At 59.7% G+C, this 20,331-nt stretch carries 16 protein-coding genes and 1 tRNA gene; 8 read left to right on the forward strand and 9 right to left on the reverse strand.

The genetic code is table 11. The features are described from left to right. Positions 1-6 precede the first annotated feature (6 nt). Positions 7-2,796 carry a heavy metal translocating P-type ATPase gene (locus FYJ63_RS02645; RefSeq protein WP_229769880.1) on the forward strand — a complete coding sequence of 930 codons (2,790 nt, stop codon included), beginning with the start codon at positions 7-9 and terminating at the stop codon, positions 2,794-2,796. A gap of 163 nt (positions 2,797-2,959) precedes the next feature. Here FYJ63_RS02645 and FYJ63_RS02650 read toward each other — a convergent pair whose 3' ends face one another. The 7 genes from FYJ63_RS02650 to FYJ63_RS02680 form a co-directional block, all read right to left on the reverse strand. Next, positions 2,960-4,309 carry an amino acid permease gene (locus FYJ63_RS02650; RefSeq protein WP_154543566.1) on the reverse strand — a complete coding sequence of 450 codons (1,350 nt, stop codon included), beginning with the start codon at positions 4,307-4,309 and terminating at the stop codon, positions 2,960-2,962. A gap of 419 nt (positions 4,310-4,728) precedes the next feature. After that, on the reverse strand, positions 4,729-5,247 hold the full coding sequence (locus FYJ63_RS02655) for an Rv3654c family TadE-like protein (protein WP_154543514.1): 519 nt from the start codon (positions 5,245-5,247) through the stop codon (positions 4,729-4,731). A 27-nt stretch (positions 5,248-5,274) separates the two neighbouring features. Continuing rightward, entirely contained in the window at positions 5,275-5,658 is a 384-nt protein-coding gene (locus FYJ63_RS02660; RefSeq protein ID WP_338106795.1) for a TadE family type IV pilus minor pilin, read from the reverse strand. A 26-nt stretch (positions 5,659-5,684) separates the two neighbouring features. Next, positions 5,685-5,876, reverse strand: coding sequence for a DUF4244 domain-containing protein (locus FYJ63_RS02665; RefSeq protein WP_154543516.1), 192 nt, complete (start codon positions 5,874-5,876; stop codon positions 5,685-5,687). A 78-nt stretch (positions 5,877-5,954) separates the two neighbouring features. Continuing rightward, positions 5,955-7,181 carry a type II secretion system F family protein gene (locus tag FYJ63_RS02670; RefSeq protein ID WP_154543518.1) on the reverse strand — a complete coding sequence of 409 codons (1,227 nt, stop codon included), beginning with the start codon at positions 7,179-7,181 and terminating at the stop codon, positions 5,955-5,957. Then, complete coding sequence (locus FYJ63_RS02675; RefSeq protein ID WP_154543520.1) at positions 7,181-8,365, reverse strand: TadA family conjugal transfer-associated ATPase; 1,185 nt, start codon at positions 8,363-8,365, stop codon at positions 7,181-7,183. The genes FYJ63_RS02670 and FYJ63_RS02675 overlap by 1 nt, the downstream gene beginning before the upstream one ends. Next, positions 8,362-9,681, reverse strand: coding sequence for a CpaE/TadZ family protein (locus FYJ63_RS02680; protein WP_154543522.1), 1,320 nt, complete (start codon positions 9,679-9,681; stop codon positions 8,362-8,364). Before FYJ63_RS02680 ends, FYJ63_RS02675 begins: the two co-directional genes overlap by 4 nt. A 185-nt stretch (positions 9,682-9,866) precedes the next feature. On the opposite strand from FYJ63_RS02680, the gene FYJ63_RS02685 reads away from it, so the two are divergent. The 4 genes from FYJ63_RS02685 to FYJ63_RS02700 all read left to right on the forward strand — a co-directional run bounded on the left by FYJ63_RS02685 (position 9,867) and on the right by FYJ63_RS02700 (position 15,138). After that, the gene (locus tag FYJ63_RS02685; protein ID WP_229769881.1) at positions 9,867-11,351 is read left to right on the forward strand and encodes a hypothetical protein; all 1,485 of its coding nucleotides are present in this window, start codon (positions 9,867-9,869) and stop codon (positions 11,349-11,351) included. A 49-nt stretch (positions 11,352-11,400) separates the two neighbouring features. Beyond that, positions 11,401-12,969 (forward strand): aspartate:alanine exchanger family transporter, encoded by a 1,569-nt coding sequence (locus FYJ63_RS02690; RefSeq protein ID WP_154543524.1) that lies wholly within the window; start codon positions 11,401-11,403, stop codon positions 12,967-12,969. Between the two features lie 98 nt (positions 12,970-13,067). Beyond that, entirely contained in the window at positions 13,068-14,273 is a 1,206-nt protein-coding gene (locus FYJ63_RS02695) for a hypothetical protein (RefSeq protein ID WP_277026254.1), read from the forward strand. Between the two features lie 181 nt (positions 14,274-14,454). Continuing rightward, positions 14,455-15,138 (forward strand): Crp/Fnr family transcriptional regulator, encoded by a 684-nt coding sequence (locus FYJ63_RS02700; RefSeq protein WP_154543526.1) that lies wholly within the window; start codon positions 14,455-14,457, stop codon positions 15,136-15,138. A gap of 21 nt (positions 15,139-15,159) precedes the next feature. Here the strand turns inward: FYJ63_RS02700 and FYJ63_RS02705 are convergent, their stop codons facing one another. Both FYJ63_RS02705 and FYJ63_RS02710 read right to left on the reverse strand, forming a co-directional pair. Beyond that, the gene (locus FYJ63_RS02705; RefSeq protein ID WP_154543528.1) at positions 15,160-15,324 is read right to left on the reverse strand and encodes a Sp36 family protein; all 165 of its coding nucleotides are present in this window, start codon (positions 15,322-15,324) and stop codon (positions 15,160-15,162) included. Positions 15,325-15,411: 87 nt separating this feature from the next. After that, on the reverse strand, positions 15,412-15,768 hold the full coding sequence (locus FYJ63_RS02710; RefSeq protein WP_154543530.1) for a WhiB family transcriptional regulator: 357 nt from the start codon (positions 15,766-15,768) through the stop codon (positions 15,412-15,414). Positions 15,769-15,937: 169 nt separating this feature from the next. Between FYJ63_RS02710 and FYJ63_RS02715 the strand changes: the two genes are divergently transcribed. The 3 genes from FYJ63_RS02715 to FYJ63_RS02725 all read left to right on the forward strand — a co-directional run bounded on the left by FYJ63_RS02715 (position 15,938) and on the right by FYJ63_RS02725 (position 19,911). Next, positions 15,938-18,298, forward strand: coding sequence for a transglycosylase domain-containing protein (locus FYJ63_RS02715; RefSeq protein ID WP_154543532.1), 2,361 nt, complete (start codon positions 15,938-15,940; stop codon positions 18,296-18,298). Between the two features lie 147 nt (positions 18,299-18,445). After that, positions 18,446-19,666 (forward strand): metallophosphoesterase, encoded by a 1,221-nt coding sequence (locus FYJ63_RS02720; protein WP_154543534.1) that lies wholly within the window; start codon positions 18,446-18,448, stop codon positions 19,664-19,666. Positions 19,667-19,837: 171 nt separating this feature from the next. Continuing rightward, positions 19,838-19,911, forward strand: a tRNA-Pro gene (locus FYJ63_RS02725). Positions 19,912-20,331: the final 420 nt, after the last annotated feature.

The following is a 20,331-nucleotide window of genomic DNA, read 5'->3' on the forward strand; positions in this document are numbered from 1 at the left end:
TACCAGTTGGATGAGTTGATTGATACGGAGAATTTGAAGGATTTAACCGAACCGAACTCAGCAAGTGGGTCGCAAGGTCCGCGCGGTTCGGGTGGCCAGAGTGGGCCGAGTGAGCCAGGCGAGCTAGGTGCGCCTGAGCGCCAAAACAATTTTCTCCAAGTTCCGCCCCGAGAACTCCCCGAAGTAACCCTGCGGGTAACGGGGATGACTTGCGCGTCTTGCGTGGTGCGGGTGGAAAAGAAGCTCAACAAGTTAGACGGCGTCGAGGCGAGCGTGAATCTTCCGCTCGAGACGGCGACCGTTACTTTGTCGCGCGAGGTTCCGGTAGAAGACCTCATCGGGGCAGTGGAGAAGGCCGGCTATGGCGCGAGTTTGCTTGAAGGGAGCGGAGCCGGTGGCTCGGATTTGAGCGGAACCGGCGGGTCGAACCTCTTTGGCGTAATGACCGAAGGGAATGTAGCCAAAAGGGTGCGACCCAACGGAGTAGCGAATTCAACCGATACGGCTACGCCGTTGGGGTCAGACCCTTCTGGCTCCGCTCGCAGGCTCGCTACGCCAGAGAGGTCTGACCCGTCGGCTTCGCGAAGGTCTGACCCGCCGGCTTCGCCTGAGAGCCACGATCCCGCACTAGACACGACGGTAGCAAGACGCCGCGACCTTGGGAAACGCCTCGCAGTAGCGGTTATCTTCGGCCTTCCGGTGATGGCGATTTCAATGGTTCCCGCGCTGCAATTTGCTGGCTGGCAATGGGCCGTCGGCGTGTTGTCGCTACCGGTCGTGGTGTGGGCCGCGTGGCCGTTCCACCGCGCCGCCTTCCACGCGGCTCGAGGTAGAGCCACCACAATGGACACGCTAGTTTCCCTCGGCGTCCTCATCGCGACGCTCTACTCCTGGTGGGCGCTGGTTTTCACCTCTGCCGGAGATTTAGGCATGACTATGAACATGTCCCTAAATCCGCTCGCGGCAGCGCATGGAGATTCCCCCACGCATGGGGAAATCTATTTCGAAACCGCCGCGATGATTACAGTGTTTTTGCTGACCGGTCGGTATTTGGAGGCTCGGGCCAAGTCCTCTGCGACTTCTGCTTTGCGGGCGCTGCTGGATCTCGGCGCGAAAACCGCGACCCGTCTTGAACGCGGCCCGAAAGGCGAATGGGTCGAAACCACGGTTGACGTGGGTGAACTTGTGGTCGGAGACCGGTTTCGGATCCGCCCGGGCGAGAAGATTGCCACCGATGGGCGCGTCCTTGACGGTGCATCCAGCGTGGACGAATCCATGCTGACCGGGGAGCCAGTTCCAGTCGAAAAAACAGTGGGCGACTTAGTGACCGGCGCTACCACGAACGTGGAAGGGACGCTCGTCGTCGAAGCAACGCGGGTCGGGGCGGAGACGAAACTTGCGCAGATTACCCGTCTCGTCACCCGCGCCCAGACCGGAAAAGCGCCGGTGGCGCGGCTAGCCGATCGGGTTTCAGCGGTTTTCGTTCCGGTCGTAATCACGTTAGCAATCATCACTTTTGGGGTTTGGCTGATTCTCGGCCAGCCCTTTGTGGCCGCCTTCACCGCAGGAGTTTCCGTTCTCGTCATCGCCTGCCCTTGCGCACTCGGCCTCGCGACGCCGACATCGCTCTTGGTGGGCTCAACCCGAGCTTCCCGCGCGGGCATTTTGTTGAAGGGGCCGCAGGTGCTGGAGGAAACCCGCGGGGTTGACACCATCGTCTTGGACAAGACCGGAACTCTCACGACCGGCATCATGACGCTCGAGAGCGTCATGGTTGCTGGCGAGTTCGACAAAGGGCGGGCCCGGGGGGTCGCTGCCGCGCTCGAAGCGGGATCGGAACACCCAATAGCCAAGGCAATCGTGGGCGAAAGCGCGGTAACCCCAGCCAGCGACTTTATAGCGCTGCCTGGCAAAGGTGCGACGGGGAGTGTTGATGGCGAAAAGTGGGCAATTGGGAAGCCCGCTTGGATTAAGGGCGAGCTGGGGGCGAGCGTGCCGCCGGAGATTTCCGAAGCGCTTGAAGAGACCGCCGCACAGGGGAAGACGGCAGTTTTGCTAGCGTCAACGGAGCAATCGGGGACGAATAATCGCCTAGCCAGCAGGGTTAATTCGGCTACGCCGTTTGGGTCAGACCCTTCTGGCTGCGTTGCTGGTGCAACTTCGCCAGAGAGGTCTGACCCGTCGGCTTCGCCAGAGAGATCTGACCCGCCGGCTTCGCCAGAGAGGTCTGACCCGTCGGCTTCGGCTGTTGCGGTGTTTGTCCTGAGCGATGCACCGAAACCCGAGGCCAAGGAGGTCGTTGCCGAGCTGAAAAACGCTGGAATCGAGCCGGTGTTGTTGACCGGTGACGGTTCCGCTCCGGCTAGACGCGTGGCCCAGGAGATCGGCATCGACAAGGTCATCGCCGAGGTCGCTCCGGAGGGCAAGGTTGCGACCATCCGTGACCTGCAAGATGAGGGCAAAACTGTGGCCATGGTAGGCGACGGAGTCAACGACGCGGCGGCTTTGGCGGCGTCCGATCTCGGAATCGCGCTCGCCACGGGAACCGATGTGGCGGTCTCGGCGGCGGACATCACCTTGGTGAATCCTAGCCTCGAGGCCATTCCGCAGGCCATCAGGATTTCCCGCGCCACTTTGCGAAACATCAAACAGAATCTGGGCTGGGCTTTCGGCTACAACATCATCGCCATTCCTTTGGCGGCTGCGGGGGCGTTGAACCCCATGCTGGCCGGGGCTTTTATGGCGGCGAGCTCCGTTATCGTCGTCACGAACTCGCTGCGCCTTCGCCGGGATTGAGGGGGATATGCGTGCACGAGTGTACGGTGAACCAACCCGAACCTGAATTAGCGAAGAAGACAGAAAACTGTTTCCCCAGTTCAGAGGGTGTTGTTGTTTTGTTAGGCTCGCTAAACGGTTTTTCAATGTTCATTCGTGCACGTCTTTTTGAATCTTTTCCTCGCTAGATTTGCAAGGTCAGAGGCGCCGGATCCGGAAGTTTCCGCACCCGTGACAGAACGAAATAGGATGCCACCAGGGCAATCAGGTAGGGAATTCCCGCGATCCAAGCCACTGCCATGCCGGTCAAAGGTAGCGCCAGGAAGACCGCTACCGAGGCCACAATCACGACCCAGTTCACGACCGGGTAGCCCCACAGTTTCGCGGGAGGCCTCTCGGAGGTCAAGGCATCGTAGTGGCGGCGGAACTTTAGGTGCGTGAGCATGATGATGACCCAGGTCACCAAGATGCCAACGGTGGCGCAGCCGTAGAGATACATGAACGCCTGCGAGGGACTCACAATCGCCAGCACGGATGCCAACACGAAACACAGGGTGGCGAGCGCCACTGCCCCGCGCGGGGCCCCGTTCTCTCCGGTGCGCGCCGCGAAAGCCGGTGCCATCTTGTCGAGAGCCAGCGAGTGAATCATGCGCGAGCCCGAATAGAGGCAGCCGTTTGCCGAGGAGAGCGCAGCGATAAGCAGGATTGCGTTCATGACGTGACCTGCTGCCGGAATTCCGACCATGTCCATCACCTTCACGAAAGGCGAAGCCTCGGCGTGACCGGAGGCCGCGACCGTGGCGCGCCAATCCTGGAGCGCGAGGATGACGCCGATAGCGAGGATGTAGAAGAACACCAGGCGCCAAATCATGGTGCGGGCCGCGCGCGGAATTCCCTCGCGCGGGTTTTCGGATTCGGCCGCAGCAATCGAAACATTTTCAATCCCGCCGAAACTGAACACAGCCATGCAGGTTGCGAGGAGAATTCCTGCCAGCCCGAAAGGCGCGAAACCGCCGTTTTCAACGAGGTTTCCAAAACCGACCGGTCCGGAATGGGCGGGCCAACCGAAGAGCAGAATCGACAATCCCATCAGGATGAAGACCACGATTGCCGTGACTTTAAACATGGAGAACCAGTATTCTGCAACCCCGTACAAACGCACGGTCGCGAGGTTCAAAGCCGCTATGAACAGCGAACATAGCACGGTTCCGAGACCGATAGGGAGCCCGGGAAACCAGTGTTGGAGGTAGGTTGCGGCGGCAGTGACTTCGGCACCAACGGCAACGAGCATTTCGATGGCGAGATTCCACCTCGCCACGTAGCCTCCACCTTTGCCGAGGAAAACCGCAGCTACTGCCCCATGACCTCCAGGGATGGGATACACCGAGACAATCTCGGCCAGTGCCCATACGACTGCCAATGCCAGCATTCCCGCGAGGAAATAGGACACGATGGTTCCGGGGCCGGCAAAAGAAATTGTCGATCCGGAACCGAGGAACAGCCCCGTTCCGAGCGCACCTGACAGGCCAATCATGGCGATTTGTGCGCTGGAAAGACGGCGTTTCAACTCGGTATGCGGGGCAGCGTCCGCGAGGGGCTTTAGTCCGGTTGACCGCGCGGAATCTCTAATGGTAGGGGATTCCGCAGTGGCAGCCGCAGCCGGCGAAGTCGCTTGGGGGTTCGAATTCTTCTCATTATCGGTTTCGCTCACAAACCCTCATTATCGCATGAGTCGACACCTGGAAAAATTTCACCTCCTTTGAAGTTTTCTCAAGTCAGCAAGGGCTTACCCAAGACCTGCTGACCCTAGATTAGGGAATAATACTCCCCTAGCCCGTTTTGGTGAGAGTTAGGGATAGAAATGTATTTTGTGTTATCGGCGGAGCGCCCGGGGACGGTTACCGTTTCGCGTAGTGAAAACGGAGCGAAAGGGAACCGTCCCCTTTTGTTGCGCTATCCGGCGAACTCGGGACCAGCCCGAGACGTCGAGCGGGCCTCGCGTACGAGCCCGAAATCAAGGGGTTTCACCACCTCCACGGTGACCATCCACCCACTAACTTGACAGGAGGTCACGATTGCCTGGTTTTTGGACGCGTACTCGCGAGCTTTGCCGCAGCCACTGCCCCCTGCCAGCAAGTCGGTTGCCCCCGCAATCGCGGCAAGATCTGAGGCGGAGTGAGCCGCCGCCGAGCCAGCCGCAGCCACCCCGACTTGGGCCACCCCGAGAATCAGGGACAGCCCCAGGAGGATGAGCCCAACCGCCATTACCGTTCCCGACCCGCGCTCCTCTCCGAAGTGTTCCCTCCAGGAGAATTCTTCGCGGTCAAAACCGAGGAGTGGCCTTCTGGTTCGAGACACGGTCGGGCGGAAGCGGACGTCACCGCAGAATCTCACGTCTCCGCAGCTTCGAGAATCCCGCAGTCGCCGACCGGAAAATCCGCGCGAATCTCGCAGTTCACCGAGGGTCTTCATGGGGTATCACCGCTTTCATGTGTGTTTTCACCAAGAGTCCTCACGGGGAATCACCGCCTCAGAGTGGGCCTTCATCCCGAGCAGCCCGAGCATTGCCGGTAAATCGCGGCTTGCGGAGCAACTGACATCTTTTCCGCCGGAACTCACGCTCACCACACCGCCGCGGCCGAGTAAACGCTCGCCAGCTGCGACTGCTGCACCCGTGTCCTCGCCGATTGCTACCGCCCGACAAGCCGCCCGTGCAGAAGCGCTGACCTGCACTTGCGCCATGCCGGCTGCCCCGGTCAAGGCCAGGGAGACGAGAACCAAAATCACTGCCGGGAAGGTCAGCGCGAGCTCCGCGGTCACCATGCCAGCCTCCGAACCCAAACGAGTCCGCAAACCGTCACGGCTCTGCGAAGCGCGCGCCACCTTTCCCGCCCGTGAAGGACGCAAAATCACACCTGCAAGGCGGATTCGATAAGGGACTGCAGCGCTTCTTTCAGTTCCCCGCCCTTCATGATCATGAGCAGCAAACCGGCAAAAGCCGCCGCTGCGAGAGTACCGATCGCGTATTCAGCGGTCGCCATTCCCTCCTCAGCTTTGAGTTTCCAAGACATCTCCTTGCCGAGTTTCTTGATTTTTTCCATGATTTTCTCCTTCTCCTAAATTGTCGAACGGACTTCCCGATCGACCCACCCTTGCCGGATAGCAAGGGAAGCTTGAATTCATTGCAATAGCCCTTCGATAGTTGAGACCACTACCGGCACAATCCCGAGGGCAAAGAACGCCGGCAGTAAACAAATCCCCAACGGCACCACCAGGCGCACCCCGAGCTTCTCTGCGGCATTGACCGCTTCGTGAGTTTCGTGGGCGCGGGTCCGCGAAGCGCCCCGAATCAGCAACGGCACCGGTGAAGCCCCCTCCTCCCAAGAGGGCTGCAGAATGGATGCCATTTCGTGCCATTTCGGATTGGCTCCTGCCCACGCCTCCTCCCAAGACGCCCCCAGGAGCAGCATCCGTGCCACGACACCAAGTTCTGGTTCGTCTGCCGCCTCGCCAACTGCCTCCAGGGTTGCGGTCAAAGACACCCCGTTTTCCTGGCAGGCAGCGACAATATCCATGGCAAGCGTCGGATCGAGCCCTTTCACCGGAACGCCGGTAGCCCGCCGAATCATCCACATTGACCAGAGATTTCCCACTGCCATCAAGCCGATTCCCACCGCGAAAATCCCCGAGTTCAATCCCCCGGAAAAGGCCATGGAGAAAACATCCACTCCCACGAAAGACGCCATCAACATGGCTGCGAGCGGGAGAACCCCCAAGAGCCTCGCGGTGGCTCGCGGCCCGACCTGGGCGGCGTGCCGTTTTGCCGCCGCCTCGAGACTTCCAGAAATTCCGTCAGCAACCCGCGTCAAAATCTCCGCCAAAGGAGCTCCCACCTCGCCAGAGACGCGGGTGGCGATAATCATGCCGCGCAGAGCCGCCGCGGTGGCTTCTTTATGCTGGAGGTGGCGAAGGGGATTTGCACTTTGCTCCGCGCCAACGACTGGCAACAGAAGATTTAGTTTTTCGCGCAGGGTTGGCCGCGGATGGGCTGCGAAGACTTCTATCTCGGCAAAATCGAGGTCGGGATGAATCCGGCGTAGACTCGCCTCCCAGGAGGACTCGATACTTCCCCCGGCTTCGAGGCGGGTCGCGACCTCGGCGCAGAGCATCCCCACATCCAGATCTCGCAATTTTGGGCTCCGGACCGAGACTGAGTGCGTCCCATTGCGGCGTCTCCGCCGTTCCCCTCGGGGCCCTGACTCCTCGCCCAAAAGACCCGAAGCGTCCCCCGTCCTGGCCGCAGGTGCGGAGCTGTTACGGACATTTGCGCCGATGCCAGCCAAAATCCCCGAGCCGAGGAGCAAGACAACGGCAACAATTAAGCTAATCTCTTGAATCTCTGTCATCAGTGGCGCCTCCTCGACTGGCCTGAGGACTCAACAAAATCCCCGAGTCCGAAGCGAGAAGAGAACTCCGCCCACCCCGGCAGCGTCCGTAGCTTCCCCGCAGGGGAGATCTCCAAGACCGCCTCGGCCGCCAGCTCGCCCGAAGACGAACGCACCAAACGCGCCAACTGAACCACCTGGCGGCGCATCCGCCCGCTCGCCGGATCTTTGAACCGCTGCAAGTGCACCACCACCTCGAAGGCAGGCAAAGATTGCGCACAAACCGCATCGCGACTCATCCCCGCCAGAGCCCCCAGGGCCTCCAAACGAGCCGGCACTTCCACGGCTGAATTGGCGTGAATCGTGGCCCAACCTCCACGGTGTCCCGTGTTCAAAGCCGAGAGCATTTCGCGAACCTCAGCCCCGCGTGCCTCGCCCAGAATGAGCCGGTCGGGTCGCATTCGCATAGCGGCTTTCACCAGGTCGGAAAGTGACACCCCACCGGCGCCTTGGACATTGTCGCGACGAGCCTGAAGATGAACCACATGGGGATGGTCGGGGCGCAGCTCGGAGACCTCCTCGATACAAATCAGCCGCTCGTGAGGATTCACCAACCCCAGCAAGCACGCCAAAAGAGTTGTCTTTCCGGTGCCGGTCGCCCCCGTTATGAGCCCCGACGCTTTTTTCTCCACAAGCCGTTGCAAAACCCCAGCCATCGTCTCGGTCAACATTCCCGAGGCCACGAGTTGACCCAGAGTCATCGCGAGCGGGGCCGGAACCCGCAGCGAAATCACGGTGCAACTTCCAGACAGCGGCGGTAAAACTGCGTGTAACCTGACTCCGGACGGTATGGTAGCATCCACAATCGGAGTGGCGTCATCAAGGCGCTGGCGAGCGGAGGCCGCCATCCGCACCGCCACTTGCCGCACTTCCGCAGGAGTCCCGAGGTGGAAATCCGCCACCCGCTCAAGCCCCTGACCGGCATCGATCCAAGCCTCATCGGGGCCATTGACGAGCACGTCAGTCACCCCCGGCAGAGCCAATAGTGACCCTAGAGACTCATCAATCCCCTCCAGGGACTGCCGCAGCCCGCGCGCACCCTCGGCTAGCTCCTCTGTGGTCGCGAAGGGCGGAGCCTCTAGCAAGAAAACCTCCTCGGGGGCAGAACCTGCCGCGACGGCGCGACGCATCTCTAAGACGCTCATGAGGCCACCAGCCCCGTTTCTCGCTCACGTCCAGGCGCGTAGGGCGAGATAGCGGGAAACCCAAAATAACTGGCAGGAAAAATCGACTGTTTTTCATCACAATTCAGGTCGTTCCATAGCTCCTTAGCCCACTGCAGATACTCAGCGTGCGTCCGCTTAGTTGGCGGCCACACGATCCCCTCTCGCTGCCACAGTTTTTCGTCTTTGGGATGTTTCCCGGGGTAGAACACGGGATAATCCAGGTGCGCTAGCTCCATTGCTAATCCGGCTTGATACGCACTAAGCCCACCAAAAGGTTGGCACACCAGGTGAATATTCACCTCCCGAGCCGTCTGCGGACCGAGCGGTAGGGGTAGATCTTCCCAAGCCAAGACGGAGGCCCGCTCGGAGTGACCGACCCAAACCTCGGCGGCTTCGGGGCAATCCACCAGGCTCTTACCGCTCCCAAAATCTACTATCACAAGGGAAAAAGCCCGCCTCAAACCCCGCAAGACGGCCTCCGCTTGGGGACGTTGGTGACGTTCTAAGAATCCCGAACCGCTAAGAACTGCCACTTCACCCCAGCGGGGCAAACCCCCCGCCAAACGCGCCGGAGCGGGCAAACCCGGGGAGACGAGGTCTCGCCAATCGCAGTTATTGCCGCTCACCGGCGCGAGATAGGAACTGAGCGGAAGGGTGGAACCCGTAAAATCAACGAGGCAAACTCCGCGGTCACCAGGGGCTACGGGGGTCCCGAAAGCGAACTCATCATCCCAGTCTCCCCTCGGGGATTCCTCGAAAACCTCCGACATCGCCCCCGCTAACAGGGCTGCTACCAGGGTGGAATTGACCCCCGCGGCGAGCCCGTGAACCCCCACGAGGAGGCCTTCTTCTCCCTGGGATGTCAGCAAATTCAGGACTTGCGCCTCGTCTTGGGGGAGCACCAATCCCGCCTCGATTCCGTCTCCAGCAAGCGACACCACCACGGCACCCCTCGGAGCCGAAGCCGCGGCTCGCGGAGAAGTCAGCGCGAGACTCTCCGAAGTCGTCCCTGGTGAACCGCCAAACCAGTCGGTTCCCAGCCCACCCGCGGGTGGAACCCAGTTCGGGGGCGGCGGCGGATAATCTCCACCGAGTTCCAGACCACCTCCGGCCGCGGAAGCGGAAGAACCGCCAGACCTGACACTGGCTAAGCCCTCGGTCGCGCCGATATCCCGCGGAGGAACCGGAGACTCCCGAAACTCAGGGCTTACGCCAGCCAGAGCCGCTAACCGGCGGAGTCTCTCCCTCCACGCGGATTCATCTTCTAAACAGAACAGGGTCACAAAGTTTGTCATGGCTCAAGTGTTTTCACCCCGCGAGTTTTACGCCAGCGAAAAATTTTTACCATGTGAATTCAGGCCTTAATTTGCACCTGTGGAAAACTCTCTTTTCCGCAAATGGTCACCGAAAACGCGGTCTAGAGACGGAAGTTAAGGGATTTTCAAAGCGGAGTTTTGCCCTCCGTTATACAATCGAGAATGTGTCCGCAGAAGTCCCGCCCTCATCCGCCACGCCCCCAGGTAAACCCGGGGGTCGGGCTTTCCCGTCGCGCCGCACGCGGCGTGAGGCTCGCGAACAACGACTTCAACAAGGTGCTGTCGCAGGTCAGGGGCAAGTAAATCTCCCAGAAGCTCGTCAACAACCCGCGGCAAAACAACCCGCGACAAAACAGCCAGTGGCAACCCAGCCCACGGCAACTCAGCCCCCGACGACACCCTCATTGGTGACACAACCCACGCCAACCCCGCCGGTAAAACCCCTGGCGAAGCCGGTAACCTCCCCCGAAAAACCCGCCGCGCCTGAGCCTGCGCTGGCTGACTTGCCGAATCTAAACCCCGCCAAAACCGCAGATCCTGCAACCCAAAAAAAGACCCAAACTGAGAAGGAACCGGCCAAACCCAAACTCGCCGTTCCCCTCTTCCACCTGCGCGACCAGTCAAAACCAACGGCCGCGACCTCCGCTCCGAAGCCTCCTCCAGGAACGTTAAAGGCGAACCTGATCGGGATATTCTCCGGCCTAATCATCGCCCCCATCGCCCTGATTTTCTTGATCTGGGGCTGTAAAACCATGATGGGCGCGAGTTTTGGTGGCGGGGTGGCTCCGATTATTCTGGGTCTGTTTGAAATCCTCGCCGGTACCTCTCTCCTTTCGCTGACCGGCGTTATCACTGGCTACTATTCCTCCCTGTCCTGGGCAGTTTCCGCGCTGTGGCCAGTGCTATTGACGGTTTTCGCCGGTCCGATTCGGGGCATGGTGGCGTCCCACAATGACACATTGACCGGCATTTCGCAGTATTCCTTCTGGTGGGATTTCCTGACCGGCGTTTCGACCTTGACCGCCTCAGGGCTGTTCCCGACCATGGCGATTGTCATGGTCGGCGCCTCCCTGGCTTCCCAAATCGCCTATATTTCCGGACGAGACGCCACGATGCGCGAGCGCTTGGCGATGGAAACGGTCGATAAACAACCTGGTGAACCCGTAGTTCCCCGCTCCCGTTTCCGTGACCATTTCCTTTCCATCATCGTGGCCATTCTGGGTACCACCGGCGGGATGCTCGCCCTGATTCCCCTCCACGACCGCCTCGCGGTCATCACGGGCGCGGCGGGACACATCAGCAACCTGCCGCCCGTGGCCCAGTACGGTCTCCCGATACTCGGGATAATCCTCCTATTCATCGCGGTTTACGCCGGCTCGAAATCGGCCGCGGGGCTCATTGTTGCGGGGATTCTTTGCGGGATTATTCCGGGGATCATCTTGACCATTGGGGAAGTTTCCACCTCCGGTTGGGCCGAACACCTGGTGCAGTTCCTCTCCGAGCGTCTCACCGCCTCGATGCACGTCTCCGGGGGGCCACTCACGGCTTTCGGATTTGTTCTCGTGGCCTGCGGCTTGACCCTTTACTGGTGTCGCCAAGCCGGAAAACGAGACCAACTCGCAGACTATGCCGCCGCGGGCTTGATTTGAATTACTTACAGCGTTCCAACTCGCACTCGCAATTTCAACAAGGACCTAAATGATTGAACTTTTTTCTGCCTCTCCCCTGATGAGCGTCTTCTTGGTAGTGGCGCTCGGAGCGGTACTCGGCTCGATTCCGCTCGGGTCACTGCGCCTGGGCGCGGCGGGCGCGCTCTTCGTGGGTTTGGTGGTGGGTTACTTCGTCCCCGAACTCGGGGCGCAGCTGGCACTGATTCAACAACTCGGCTTGGCACTTTTCGTCTACTGCGTAGGTCTAAGCGCTGGTCAAACGTTTTTCAGTGATATCAAGAGCCAGTACAAGCTCATGCTATCGAGCCTCATCGCCCTCCTGGCGGCCGTGGCGGTAACTATTGTGGGAGGCGCTTTCCTGGGGCTGAAAACCCAGCTCAGCGTGGGGGTGTTTGCTGGCTCTCTCACCACCACTCCCGCCCTGGCGGCAGCCACCGACATCACCGGCAACAACACGCCTGCTGTCGGCTATTCCCTGGGCTATCCCGCGGGAGTTGTGGTGGGGCTGATCATGGTGGCGCTCTTTGTTTCTCGCCAGTGGCCGGGGAAAAACGACACCCCGGCGCTTTCCGGCCAGAGCCTGCGCGCCGTGACCGCAGTGGCTGATAAGGACATCAATGTGCGAGAAGTTCCCGGCTGGCAGGAACAAAAGATTAGGATGTCCTATCTTCGTTCGGGCGATACGACGCGGGTGGTGGCCCCGGGGCAAATCCTCCAAAAATCGGACGAAGTGGTGGTGGTCGGGTTGCCCGAAGACGTCGAGAGGGCAGTAAAGGCCATCGGCTCGCGACTTCACGAGAACCTCGCCGATGACCGCTCGATTGTGCAGTTCCGCTCTTTCATAGTTTCGCGTCCCGTGTTTGCAGGGAAAACCATCGCGGAACTCAGCCTAGCTTCGCGCTTTGGAGCCGTGGCGACGCGGATTCGGCGCGGGGACATGGAAATCTTGGCGGGAGACGACAAGACGGTGGAGGTGGGGGACCGGCTCTTTGTGGCTTTTCCGAGAGAAGAAGAACTGGGGATTGCTGACTACTTCGGCAACTCCCCGACTCGCGTGGCCCAGGTAGATGCGGTCGCGCTGGGTCTCGGCATCACGATGGGGGTGCTGCTGGGGATGGTGAGTTTCTCCTTGCCGGGCGGTTCCACCTTCAGTCTCGGGTCTGCCGCAGGTCCTCTCGTGGTGGGAATGATTCTCGGGTATCTGCAACGTAGCGGGCCGCTTGTGTGGCAACTTCCCCAAGGCACCAATCTCACTTTGAGGCAGTTGGGCCTGCTGTTATTCCTCGCCGCGGTGGGCATCACATCCGGTCCGGCCTTCATGAAAACCGCGCCCACACCCTTGGGAGCTCGGGCGATTATCCTCGGGGTTGGGGTGGCAATCGTCACGTTGCTGGTGATGGGGCTCGCCGGAAAACTCTTGGGACTGTCCGCGCCGCGCAGTGCCGGAGCCATGGCGGGAATTTTGGGGCAACCCGCCCTGCTCACTTTCGCCCAGTCGCGAGTTTTCGACGAAAGAATCGAGGCGGGCTACGTCACGATTTTCGCCTTGGGAATCGTCCTCAAAATCGTCTTGGTCTCCATCATCCTCATGTTTTAGCGACTTTTCATCAAAAAATTTGGTGACCACGGCGGGGGAAGTGAGAAATTTCACAGTCCTGGGTTAATTTAGGGGGAGACTGACGACAGGAGAAACCCGTGAACGAGAACGAAAATCAGCCCCAGGATTTGCCTGATTACCTGCGCCAAGAGGCCCAAAACTCCTCCGGTACTTCCGAAAATCCAGCGGTAGCGGCCGACCCAGCAACGCCCGCAGCAGACAACCAATATCTGGAGCCCGTTGCCCCAGAAACCCCAGAAACTCCGGAAACCCCAGAAGCCCCGGAAGCCGGCGCTCCTACGGAGCCAGCGAACCAGTCCGCCATGGAAGACACCTCCACCCAGGCGTGGACCACGTTCTTGAGTGAAACCGACGATACTCCGCGCGCCAAGGTGGTTTCTTCCGAGCAAACTGCTCTCGTGGAGAACAAGGCGGAACCCGAACCGGCCCTTGCTGAACCGGAAACGGCGACTGTTGAACCCGAGCCGGCCCTTGCTGAAACCACCGACACCGTGACGCCCACAGTTGCCGAATCCTCGCCCACCCCCTACCTGTCAGAAACGTCAACCACGTCAACTACTCAGCCCGAAGAAAACAGCGAATTAGAGACTACGGTCGTGCGGCGGAAATCCTTACTCGGCGGAGAAACCACCGAAACTCACGCGCCGGTGAAGCCCGTAGACGCCCAGGATGCTGAACCCCAGTGGCAACCGCGCCAAGCCCAACTCCTCGGTAACGATGACCAGTCTCTCAACGAAGCTACCGTCCTCGCCGGAGCCTCCATCAAGCCCGCCAAGATTTCTCGCGCCGGCGCACACGCGGCCTCCCTGGTGTTGTCCCTGCTCGCGCTGCCTTTCGCGTGGGCTTTCTTGAAACACGCCAGCGGGATGCTCTACGGGGGCGCCAACTCCGCCTGGGAACAAGGCGCCTACTCCGTGGAAGGCCTGGTCTATCTCGGTTTGGGACTCGCTCTACTCGTAGTGGTGGGGCTCGCGGTGCGACTGTCCTCCCTGGGGATGTTTGTCGGGGGAATTCTCCTCACCGCTATCGGCCTCGCCTTCGTGGCGGCACCGTTTTTGATGCAGGAACTCGCGGGTCCGACGTTGACGTGGTTGTCAGAATCGACCATTATCGCCTTCAGGAACCTGTCCTATTTCTTGGAATCTTCAGCGTTCTCCGGACAATTCCTCGTCATCGGCGTAGTTATGCTGATGGTGGGGGTTATCGGTCACACCGCGCGACGTCGCGGCCGCACCGACCAGATTGCTGACAAGGCTCTGGCGAAAGCGGAAGCGCGCCCCTAGACCTTGGGAACGGCACAAAGTGGCTGGCGAGAAACCTAACGTCCGCGGGGTCCGAAGCGCCCACCAGGCCGACCGGGGACTTTGCGAAGTCAGTAAGTGCCAGTCGCCTCGCGCGACACAGCCAACAAATTGATGAATCCACTGGGGTTCACGCCCACCAGGCTATTCGGGAGGAGGAAACATGGCTGGGGAAACCAACTTAGCGACCATGCGGTTCCGAACCGGTGAACTGTTTGACCAGGTAGCGCGGAAATTGCCGGATAAAATCCACGGCGCCACCATGGAGGGTCGCTTCCAATTCCTCGCCTCCGGCGACCCTCTCGACCGGATTTTTTCGCTGCAAAGCGGGAAAGTGAAACTCACCCGCACCTCCTCAATGGGTCGCGATCACGTCCTCGAAATCCTCGGGGAGGGCGATGTCCTCGGCTTGGAATCCCTGGCGGGGGAGAATGTGTGGTTTTACACGGCAACCTCCCTGGAACCGGCGGAAATCCAGTGGATTCGAGTGGAAGACATGCGGAAATATCTCGCCAGTAACCCGAATCTGGAAGTCCAGTTTCTCCGGCTGTTCGGCGCGCAAACCCAGCAGCGTTACGAGCGGACGATGGACCTGAGAGACCTCGATGTTCCCGGGCGAGTGGCGGCGGTGTTGCTCCTGCTCATGCGCCGTTTCGGGGAGATTGGTGAGGCTGGAGTGGTTCTACCGCGCGGCTTGACCCAGTCAGAGTTGGCGCAGATGGTCGGTTCTTCAAGGGAAACTACGAATAAGGTGTTGGCCGACTTTATGGCGCGTGGCTGGATTCAACAGCAAACCCGCGTCATCACGATTCTCGACGCGGAACGCCTTATCCGTCGCGCTAGTTAGGAGCAATCCGGAACGTCCCGCCTATTCCAGCGGACGCTTGAAATACGCCACCAATGCGTCGTAACCGGGGTGGCCGGGGCTCGGGACAATCGAGACGAGTTCCCAACCTTCCGCCCCGAATTGGTCAAGAATTTCTTTAGTCGAGTGCACCAACAGCGGCGCAGACATATATTCCCACTTAGTCATGAACCCAGTCTAACTGGAAAAGAAGTTTTTGCCGGCGAGTAATAACTCGCGCGGCTACTTGGTGACTATTCGAAAGCTACTCGGAGGCTACTTCAAAGCCGCGGCCCGCTTGGCGGCGCGAACATGAGCCAACACGTGCGGAGTGTGCTTGGTCCGCAACTCAGCGGCGAGTTCATCGTCGGACTCCCGCAGCCATTTTTCCCAGGATTTCACCTCGGGATAGCGACGCAACATGGCGCGACGCTCGCGTTCAGTCAGACCTCCCCACACGCCAAAACTAGCCCGAGAATCCAAAGCATCGGCGAGGCATTCAATGCGAACAGGACAACCAAAACAGATTGATCTCACTTCGCGCTGAGCTGCGCCTTGAACGAAAAGCTGATCTGGGGGACAATCTGCGCACAGTGCTCGAGCTGCCCAGGTTTGGTCTTCGTTGACTGACATGTTTTTCTTTCTCTCGATTGAAAATCCAGCTTGCACATAAAACCTTAGTCATCAAAAAGTAAAACTTCAAGAGTGAATTTTCGAATTGTCTAGACCAGCGGGTTTTTCGCCCCGACTCAAATCTGGCGGCGCCTTGGAAACTCGCGCGAATTGGCTCTAAACTGGGTTCATGGGCAAAGCATCAGACGCGAGTGGAACCAAGACTCGCAAAGTTCGCGTGATGGGTCTTCTCATTGCTTTTGTGGCAGCTTGTGCCGTGGCGGGGATTTTCACCGCCGGCCTGGCTCTTCCGGTGGTGGGGGCAGCCGCTTTGGTGAGTGCCAAAGGCGCCGAAACCCTTGATGACCTCCCTGAAGGCTTCACCGCCTCCCAACCCTCCATGAAATCCATCATCACCGCCGCTGACGGCACTCCCCTCGCCGAGTTCTTCGCCGAAAACCGCATCGTGGTTCCACTCAAAGACATCGCTTTGCCGCTCCAACAAGGGGTTGTTGCCATCGAGGACCGGCGTTTCCTGGAACATCAGGGCGTGGATATGGAGGGCATGAGCCGCGCGGTGCTTTCGAATCTTGCCGGAAACGACCTCCAGGGTGCATCTACTTTGACCCAGCAATATGTGAAGAATCTTCTGATTGAGCAAGGGCGTGTCGCGGGAGATCCGGATATGATCGAGGCCGCCAGCGAAACTACTATCGAGCGCAAGGCACGCGAGGCGAAGCTCGCTTTGTCGCTAGAACAAACACTTCCCAAATCGAAAATCCTCGAAGGGTACTTGAACATTGCCCAGTTCGGTCCCTCGGTTTACGGGGTAGAAGCGGCCTCCCGCCACTATTTCTCCAAGTCAGCAAAGGATCTCTCGCTCGCGGAAGCCGCGCTTCTCGCGGGAATCCCCCAGTCCCCGAACGGACACGATCCGGTTTCTAACCCGAAATCCGCCACGGCTCGCCAACACGCGGTTCTGGCTGCGATGGAGCGAGACGGCTACATTACTTCGGCTCAGAATAAAGAGGCGGCTGCGGTTCCGGTCGAAAGTCTCCTCAATGTTTCCAATGCCCAGCAGGGCTGTGGGCTCGCGGGAGACGCGGCCTATTTCTGTTCCTGGGTTGTCGGCGAGATTCTGTCCTCTCCGGAGTTCGGCGCGACTTACGCCGAGCGTCAGCGCCTCTTGTTGCGCGGTGGGTTGGAAATTAAAACGACGCTTGACCCGAAAACCCAGGCGGCCGCCTTCAACGCGATTACGGCGCGAATCCCCATCGGGGATCCTTCAGATGTGAAGATCGCGATTTCGAGCGTGGAACCGGGAACCGGCAAGATTCTCGCGATGGCGCAAAACACGAAATTCGGGGTGGAACCGGGCAACAGCGGGGTGACGGAAACCTCGTTCAACGCCGACTACGCCCACGGCGGAAACGCTGGTTTCCCGACGGGCTCAACTTTCAAGGTATTCACGCTGACCCAGTGGTATATCGAAGGGTACGGCGGATACGATGTCATTGGGGGACGTTACTACATTCCGAACCGCGAATGGAAGATTTCTTGCGCCCCGGAACTCGCCACCAACTATAAGTTTTCCGAAACCGGCGGGGCCCGGCGCGGTGCCATGACGGTGGCCAACGGCACAGCCAACTCGGTGAACGGCGTATTCATCAATATGGGTGCGAAATTGGACCTTTGTGACATTGCCAACACCGCCGCGAAACTCGGGGTGACCAAGCCAAACGGTGCCCCGCTCAGCCCGAACCCGTCGTTCATTATTGGTGCCGGTAATGCGACCCCGCTCCAAATGGCTAACGCTTACGCTACCTATGCAGCTCATGGCGTTTACTGCTCGCCGGTAGGAATCACTTCCGTTACTGATTCCACCGGAAAATCTTACGATGTTCCCGCTCCAGACTGCCACCAGGTCTTGACGCCGGATGTCGCCGATAAAGTCGCCGTCACCTTGCAAGGCGTGTTGCGAGCCGGCGGTCGGGCAGCAGCAATCTCCCGACCGGCAGCAGGAAAGACGGGGACAACAGACGAGAATGAAAACACCTGGTTCGCTGGATTTGTTCCCCAAGTTTCTGCCGCGATCTGGGTGGGACACTCCAACGGCAACATTCCGGTGGGCTACCAAAGAATCGGGGGCCGATACTACGGCTCCTTGTTCGGTTCCTCCATTGCTGCGCCGACTTGGGGGGCGTTTATGACTTCCGCTTTAGACGGAGTTCCGGTGGCGCCGTTCCCGCGGGTCAATCTCGGAGGGGGACGCAACTTCGGGGGGTATCTTGAAAAGAAACCGTCAGAATCTCCCTCGCCCTCAGCCTCGGCTTCACCAGGAGCTTCCGGGAATCCAGCCCCGAGTGCGCCCCCCGCTAATCCCGGTAATCCGGGTGCGGGCGGGAACGCCCCGGGAACTGGAGGAAACGGTGGAACCGGCGGGGCTGGTCCGAGCGCTCCCGCTCCGGCTCCTACTCCGACGAATCCCGCGCCCGCGGCTCCAGCGAATCCAGCCGCGAATCCCGCGGCTAACCCGGCTTCAGCCCAGTAGCGGCGAGACCGGTATCGGCTAAGTCGGTTGTGGCTAAGTCTGGGGATCCCAGGCAGTGAAGAGACTGACTTTGCCAGTCGATGCTCGGTCTTATGAGGGCATCAAGGCGAGTGATTTGAGAAAAGAAGTCCAACCCAGGAGAAACGGATGAGAAACCACAATAAACTCGCGACTTTCGCGAAGCTCGGCCTAGTTGCGGCCGGAGGGAGTGCCTTCTTAGCGGAGCGTGCCTCCCATGATTATCAAGTGCGGCATTTTTCCTTTCGCGCCTCCGGCTTGTCGCGAGACGGTTTGTCGAGGGACGGCTTGACTGGGGTGGAAACAGCCTCGCTTCGTATCCTCCACTTGTCCGATACCCATTTCTATCAGGGGCGAGAGGACTTGGTGACTTGGCTGGGCCGGCTCGCGGAGCGGGCATTTCAGGATTATGACCTCGTGGTTTTGACCGGAGATATGCTGGCTACCCGCTTCGGGGATGAACAGTTAGTAGCGCGAGCATTGGAGCCGTTTTTAGAGTCGGGAATCCCGGGAGCTTTCGTTTTCGGGGCGCACGATTACTATGCCAACCGCGCCGGTAATCCCTTGAAATACTTGGCGCGGCGGATGCGGCGGGTCACGGGGGAGCGGGAGGAATCTTCGTTGCGGCCGCGGGAACTGCAGGAAACTGGCGGGGTGCTGCGGGGTTTATTGGCGGGATCTAACTGGCTGGATTTGAATAACCGTACCGGTTTTGTGGAGGTAGCGGGTTGGCGCGTGGAGTTTTCCGGCGTGGAAGATCCCCACATTCGCCGGGATCGATTCGTTGGTTTTGGGTCTGGGCAAGGCACGCACGGGTTTAATGATGTAATGGGAACAGATTCTGCCGAGCCAACATCGCAGGAGACTAGCGGCCCTCAGGCCGCGGGGAGTTCGCTGGGTGAATCGGCAAGACGCGTTACTGTCGGCTCCCCACGGGTGAGGATTGGCCTGGCTCATGCGCCATATTCGAGGGTCCTGGATGAGTTTGCGGCGGCGGGGGCTGACCTCGTTTTTTGCGGCCATACCCACGGAGGCCAGGTCTGTCTTCCAGGCGGGATGGCGCTAGTTTCCAACTGTGATTTACCTCCGGCCTTTGCTTCTGGAGTGTTTTCGTGGAAGCGTCGGGAGGTAGTGGGCGAACCTGGACTGGAGGTTACCGGTGGGGTTGCGCCCGGCGAAGTCGGCGGGGTCGGAAATAAGCCGCTGGCGGCAAGTTGGGGCGAGCCGGTTCGGGGCTACGAGAACCCCGCTTTGATGCGGGTCAGTGTTTCCCCAGGTCTTGGGACTTCGCCCTTCACTCCGTGGCGGGTGTTCTGTCCGCCGGCGGCGTACCTGGTGGAGTTACTCTGAGCCCCGGACTCAGTGACGTAGACAAAGTTGTGAAGATTTCGACACGAGGACCCCTACAGAGCCTTTGGTGTCGAAATCTTCACCACTTTCTCCAAAGAATTCGTTCAAGGGCCTATTCTCGTTTTCCGAATGCCGAGGAATATGGCTATAATCTAAGGGTTGCAAAACACACGGGGTGTAGCGCAGCTTGGTAGCGTGCTTCGTTCGGGACGAAGAGGCCGCGGGTTCAAATCCCGCCACCCCGACTCCGGTCAAGGTGAGCACCTTGACCGGTTTTGTTTTGCCCGCGAAGCGGGCTCGTTCTTTCCCGTTGGCGGCGTCGCAAGCTTGCTTGCGTAAGCCAGCCGACGAGAAAGAACGAATACGGGACGAAGTCCAAAACAAAACCGGAGGTATTCACCGCTTCGGCTAAGGGGCGCGCGATTCCGCGACGAAGTTGCGGAATTGCTGGCACCCCGACAATTTTGCCGTGGTTTTGTGAGCGAGCGCTTGCGTGCCCCGAAGGGAAAACTGGGTTTCACGTGAGGTTTGAGCGCGGAAGGGGCGCGCGATTCCGCGACGAAGTTGCGGAATTGCTGGCACCCCGACAATTTTGCCGTGGTTTTGTGAGCGAGCGCTTGCGTGCCCCGAAGGGAAAACTGGGTTTCACGTGAGGTTTGAGCGCG

The organism is Mobiluncus porci, from assembly GCF_009695935.1.
Lineage (GTDB): Bacteria > Actinomycetota > Actinomycetes > Actinomycetales > Actinomycetaceae > Mobiluncus > Mobiluncus porci.

Excerpts from the sequence above, each read along its gene's own strand:
- FYJ63_RS02690 (WP_154543524.1), top strand. The coding sequence starts at position 11,401 with ATGATTGAACTTTTTTCTGCCTCTCCCCTGATGAGCGTCTTCTTGGTA.
- FYJ63_RS02670 (WP_154543518.1), bottom strand. The coding sequence starts at position 7,181 with ATGACAGAGATTCAAGAGATTAGCTTAATTGTTGCCGTTGTCTTGCTC.
- FYJ63_RS02655 (WP_154543514.1), bottom strand. The coding sequence starts at position 5,247 with ATGAAGACCCTCGGTGAACTGCGAGATTCGCGCGGATTTTCCGGTCGG.
- FYJ63_RS02675 (WP_154543520.1), bottom strand. The coding sequence starts at position 8,365 with ATGAGCGTCTTAGAGATGCGTCGCGCCGTCGCGGCAGGTTCTGCCCCC.
- FYJ63_RS02720 (WP_154543534.1), top strand. The coding sequence starts at position 18,446 with ATGAGAAACCACAATAAACTCGCGACTTTCGCGAAGCTCGGCCTAGTT.
- FYJ63_RS02650 (WP_154543566.1), bottom strand. The coding sequence starts at position 4,309 with ATGATTGGCCTGTCAGGTGCGCTCGGAACGGGGCTGTTCCTCGGTTCC.
- FYJ63_RS02710 (WP_154543530.1), bottom strand. The coding sequence starts at position 15,768 with ATGTCAGTCAACGAAGACCAAACCTGGGCAGCTCGAGCACTGTGCGCA.
- FYJ63_RS02665 (WP_154543516.1), bottom strand. The coding sequence starts at position 5,876 with ATGGAAAAAATCAAGAAACTCGGCAAGGAGATGTCTTGGAAACTCAAA.
- FYJ63_RS02700 (WP_154543526.1), top strand. The coding sequence starts at position 14,455 with ATGGCTGGGGAAACCAACTTAGCGACCATGCGGTTCCGAACCGGTGAA.
- FYJ63_RS02680 (WP_154543522.1), bottom strand. The coding sequence starts at position 9,681 with ATGACAAACTTTGTGACCCTGTTCTGTTTAGAAGATGAATCCGCGTGG.
- FYJ63_RS02715 (WP_154543532.1), top strand. The coding sequence starts at position 15,938 with ATGGGCAAAGCATCAGACGCGAGTGGAACCAAGACTCGCAAAGTTCGC.
- FYJ63_RS02705 (WP_154543528.1), bottom strand. The coding sequence starts at position 15,324 with ATGACTAAGTGGGAATATATGTCTGCGCCGCTGTTGGTGCACTCGACT.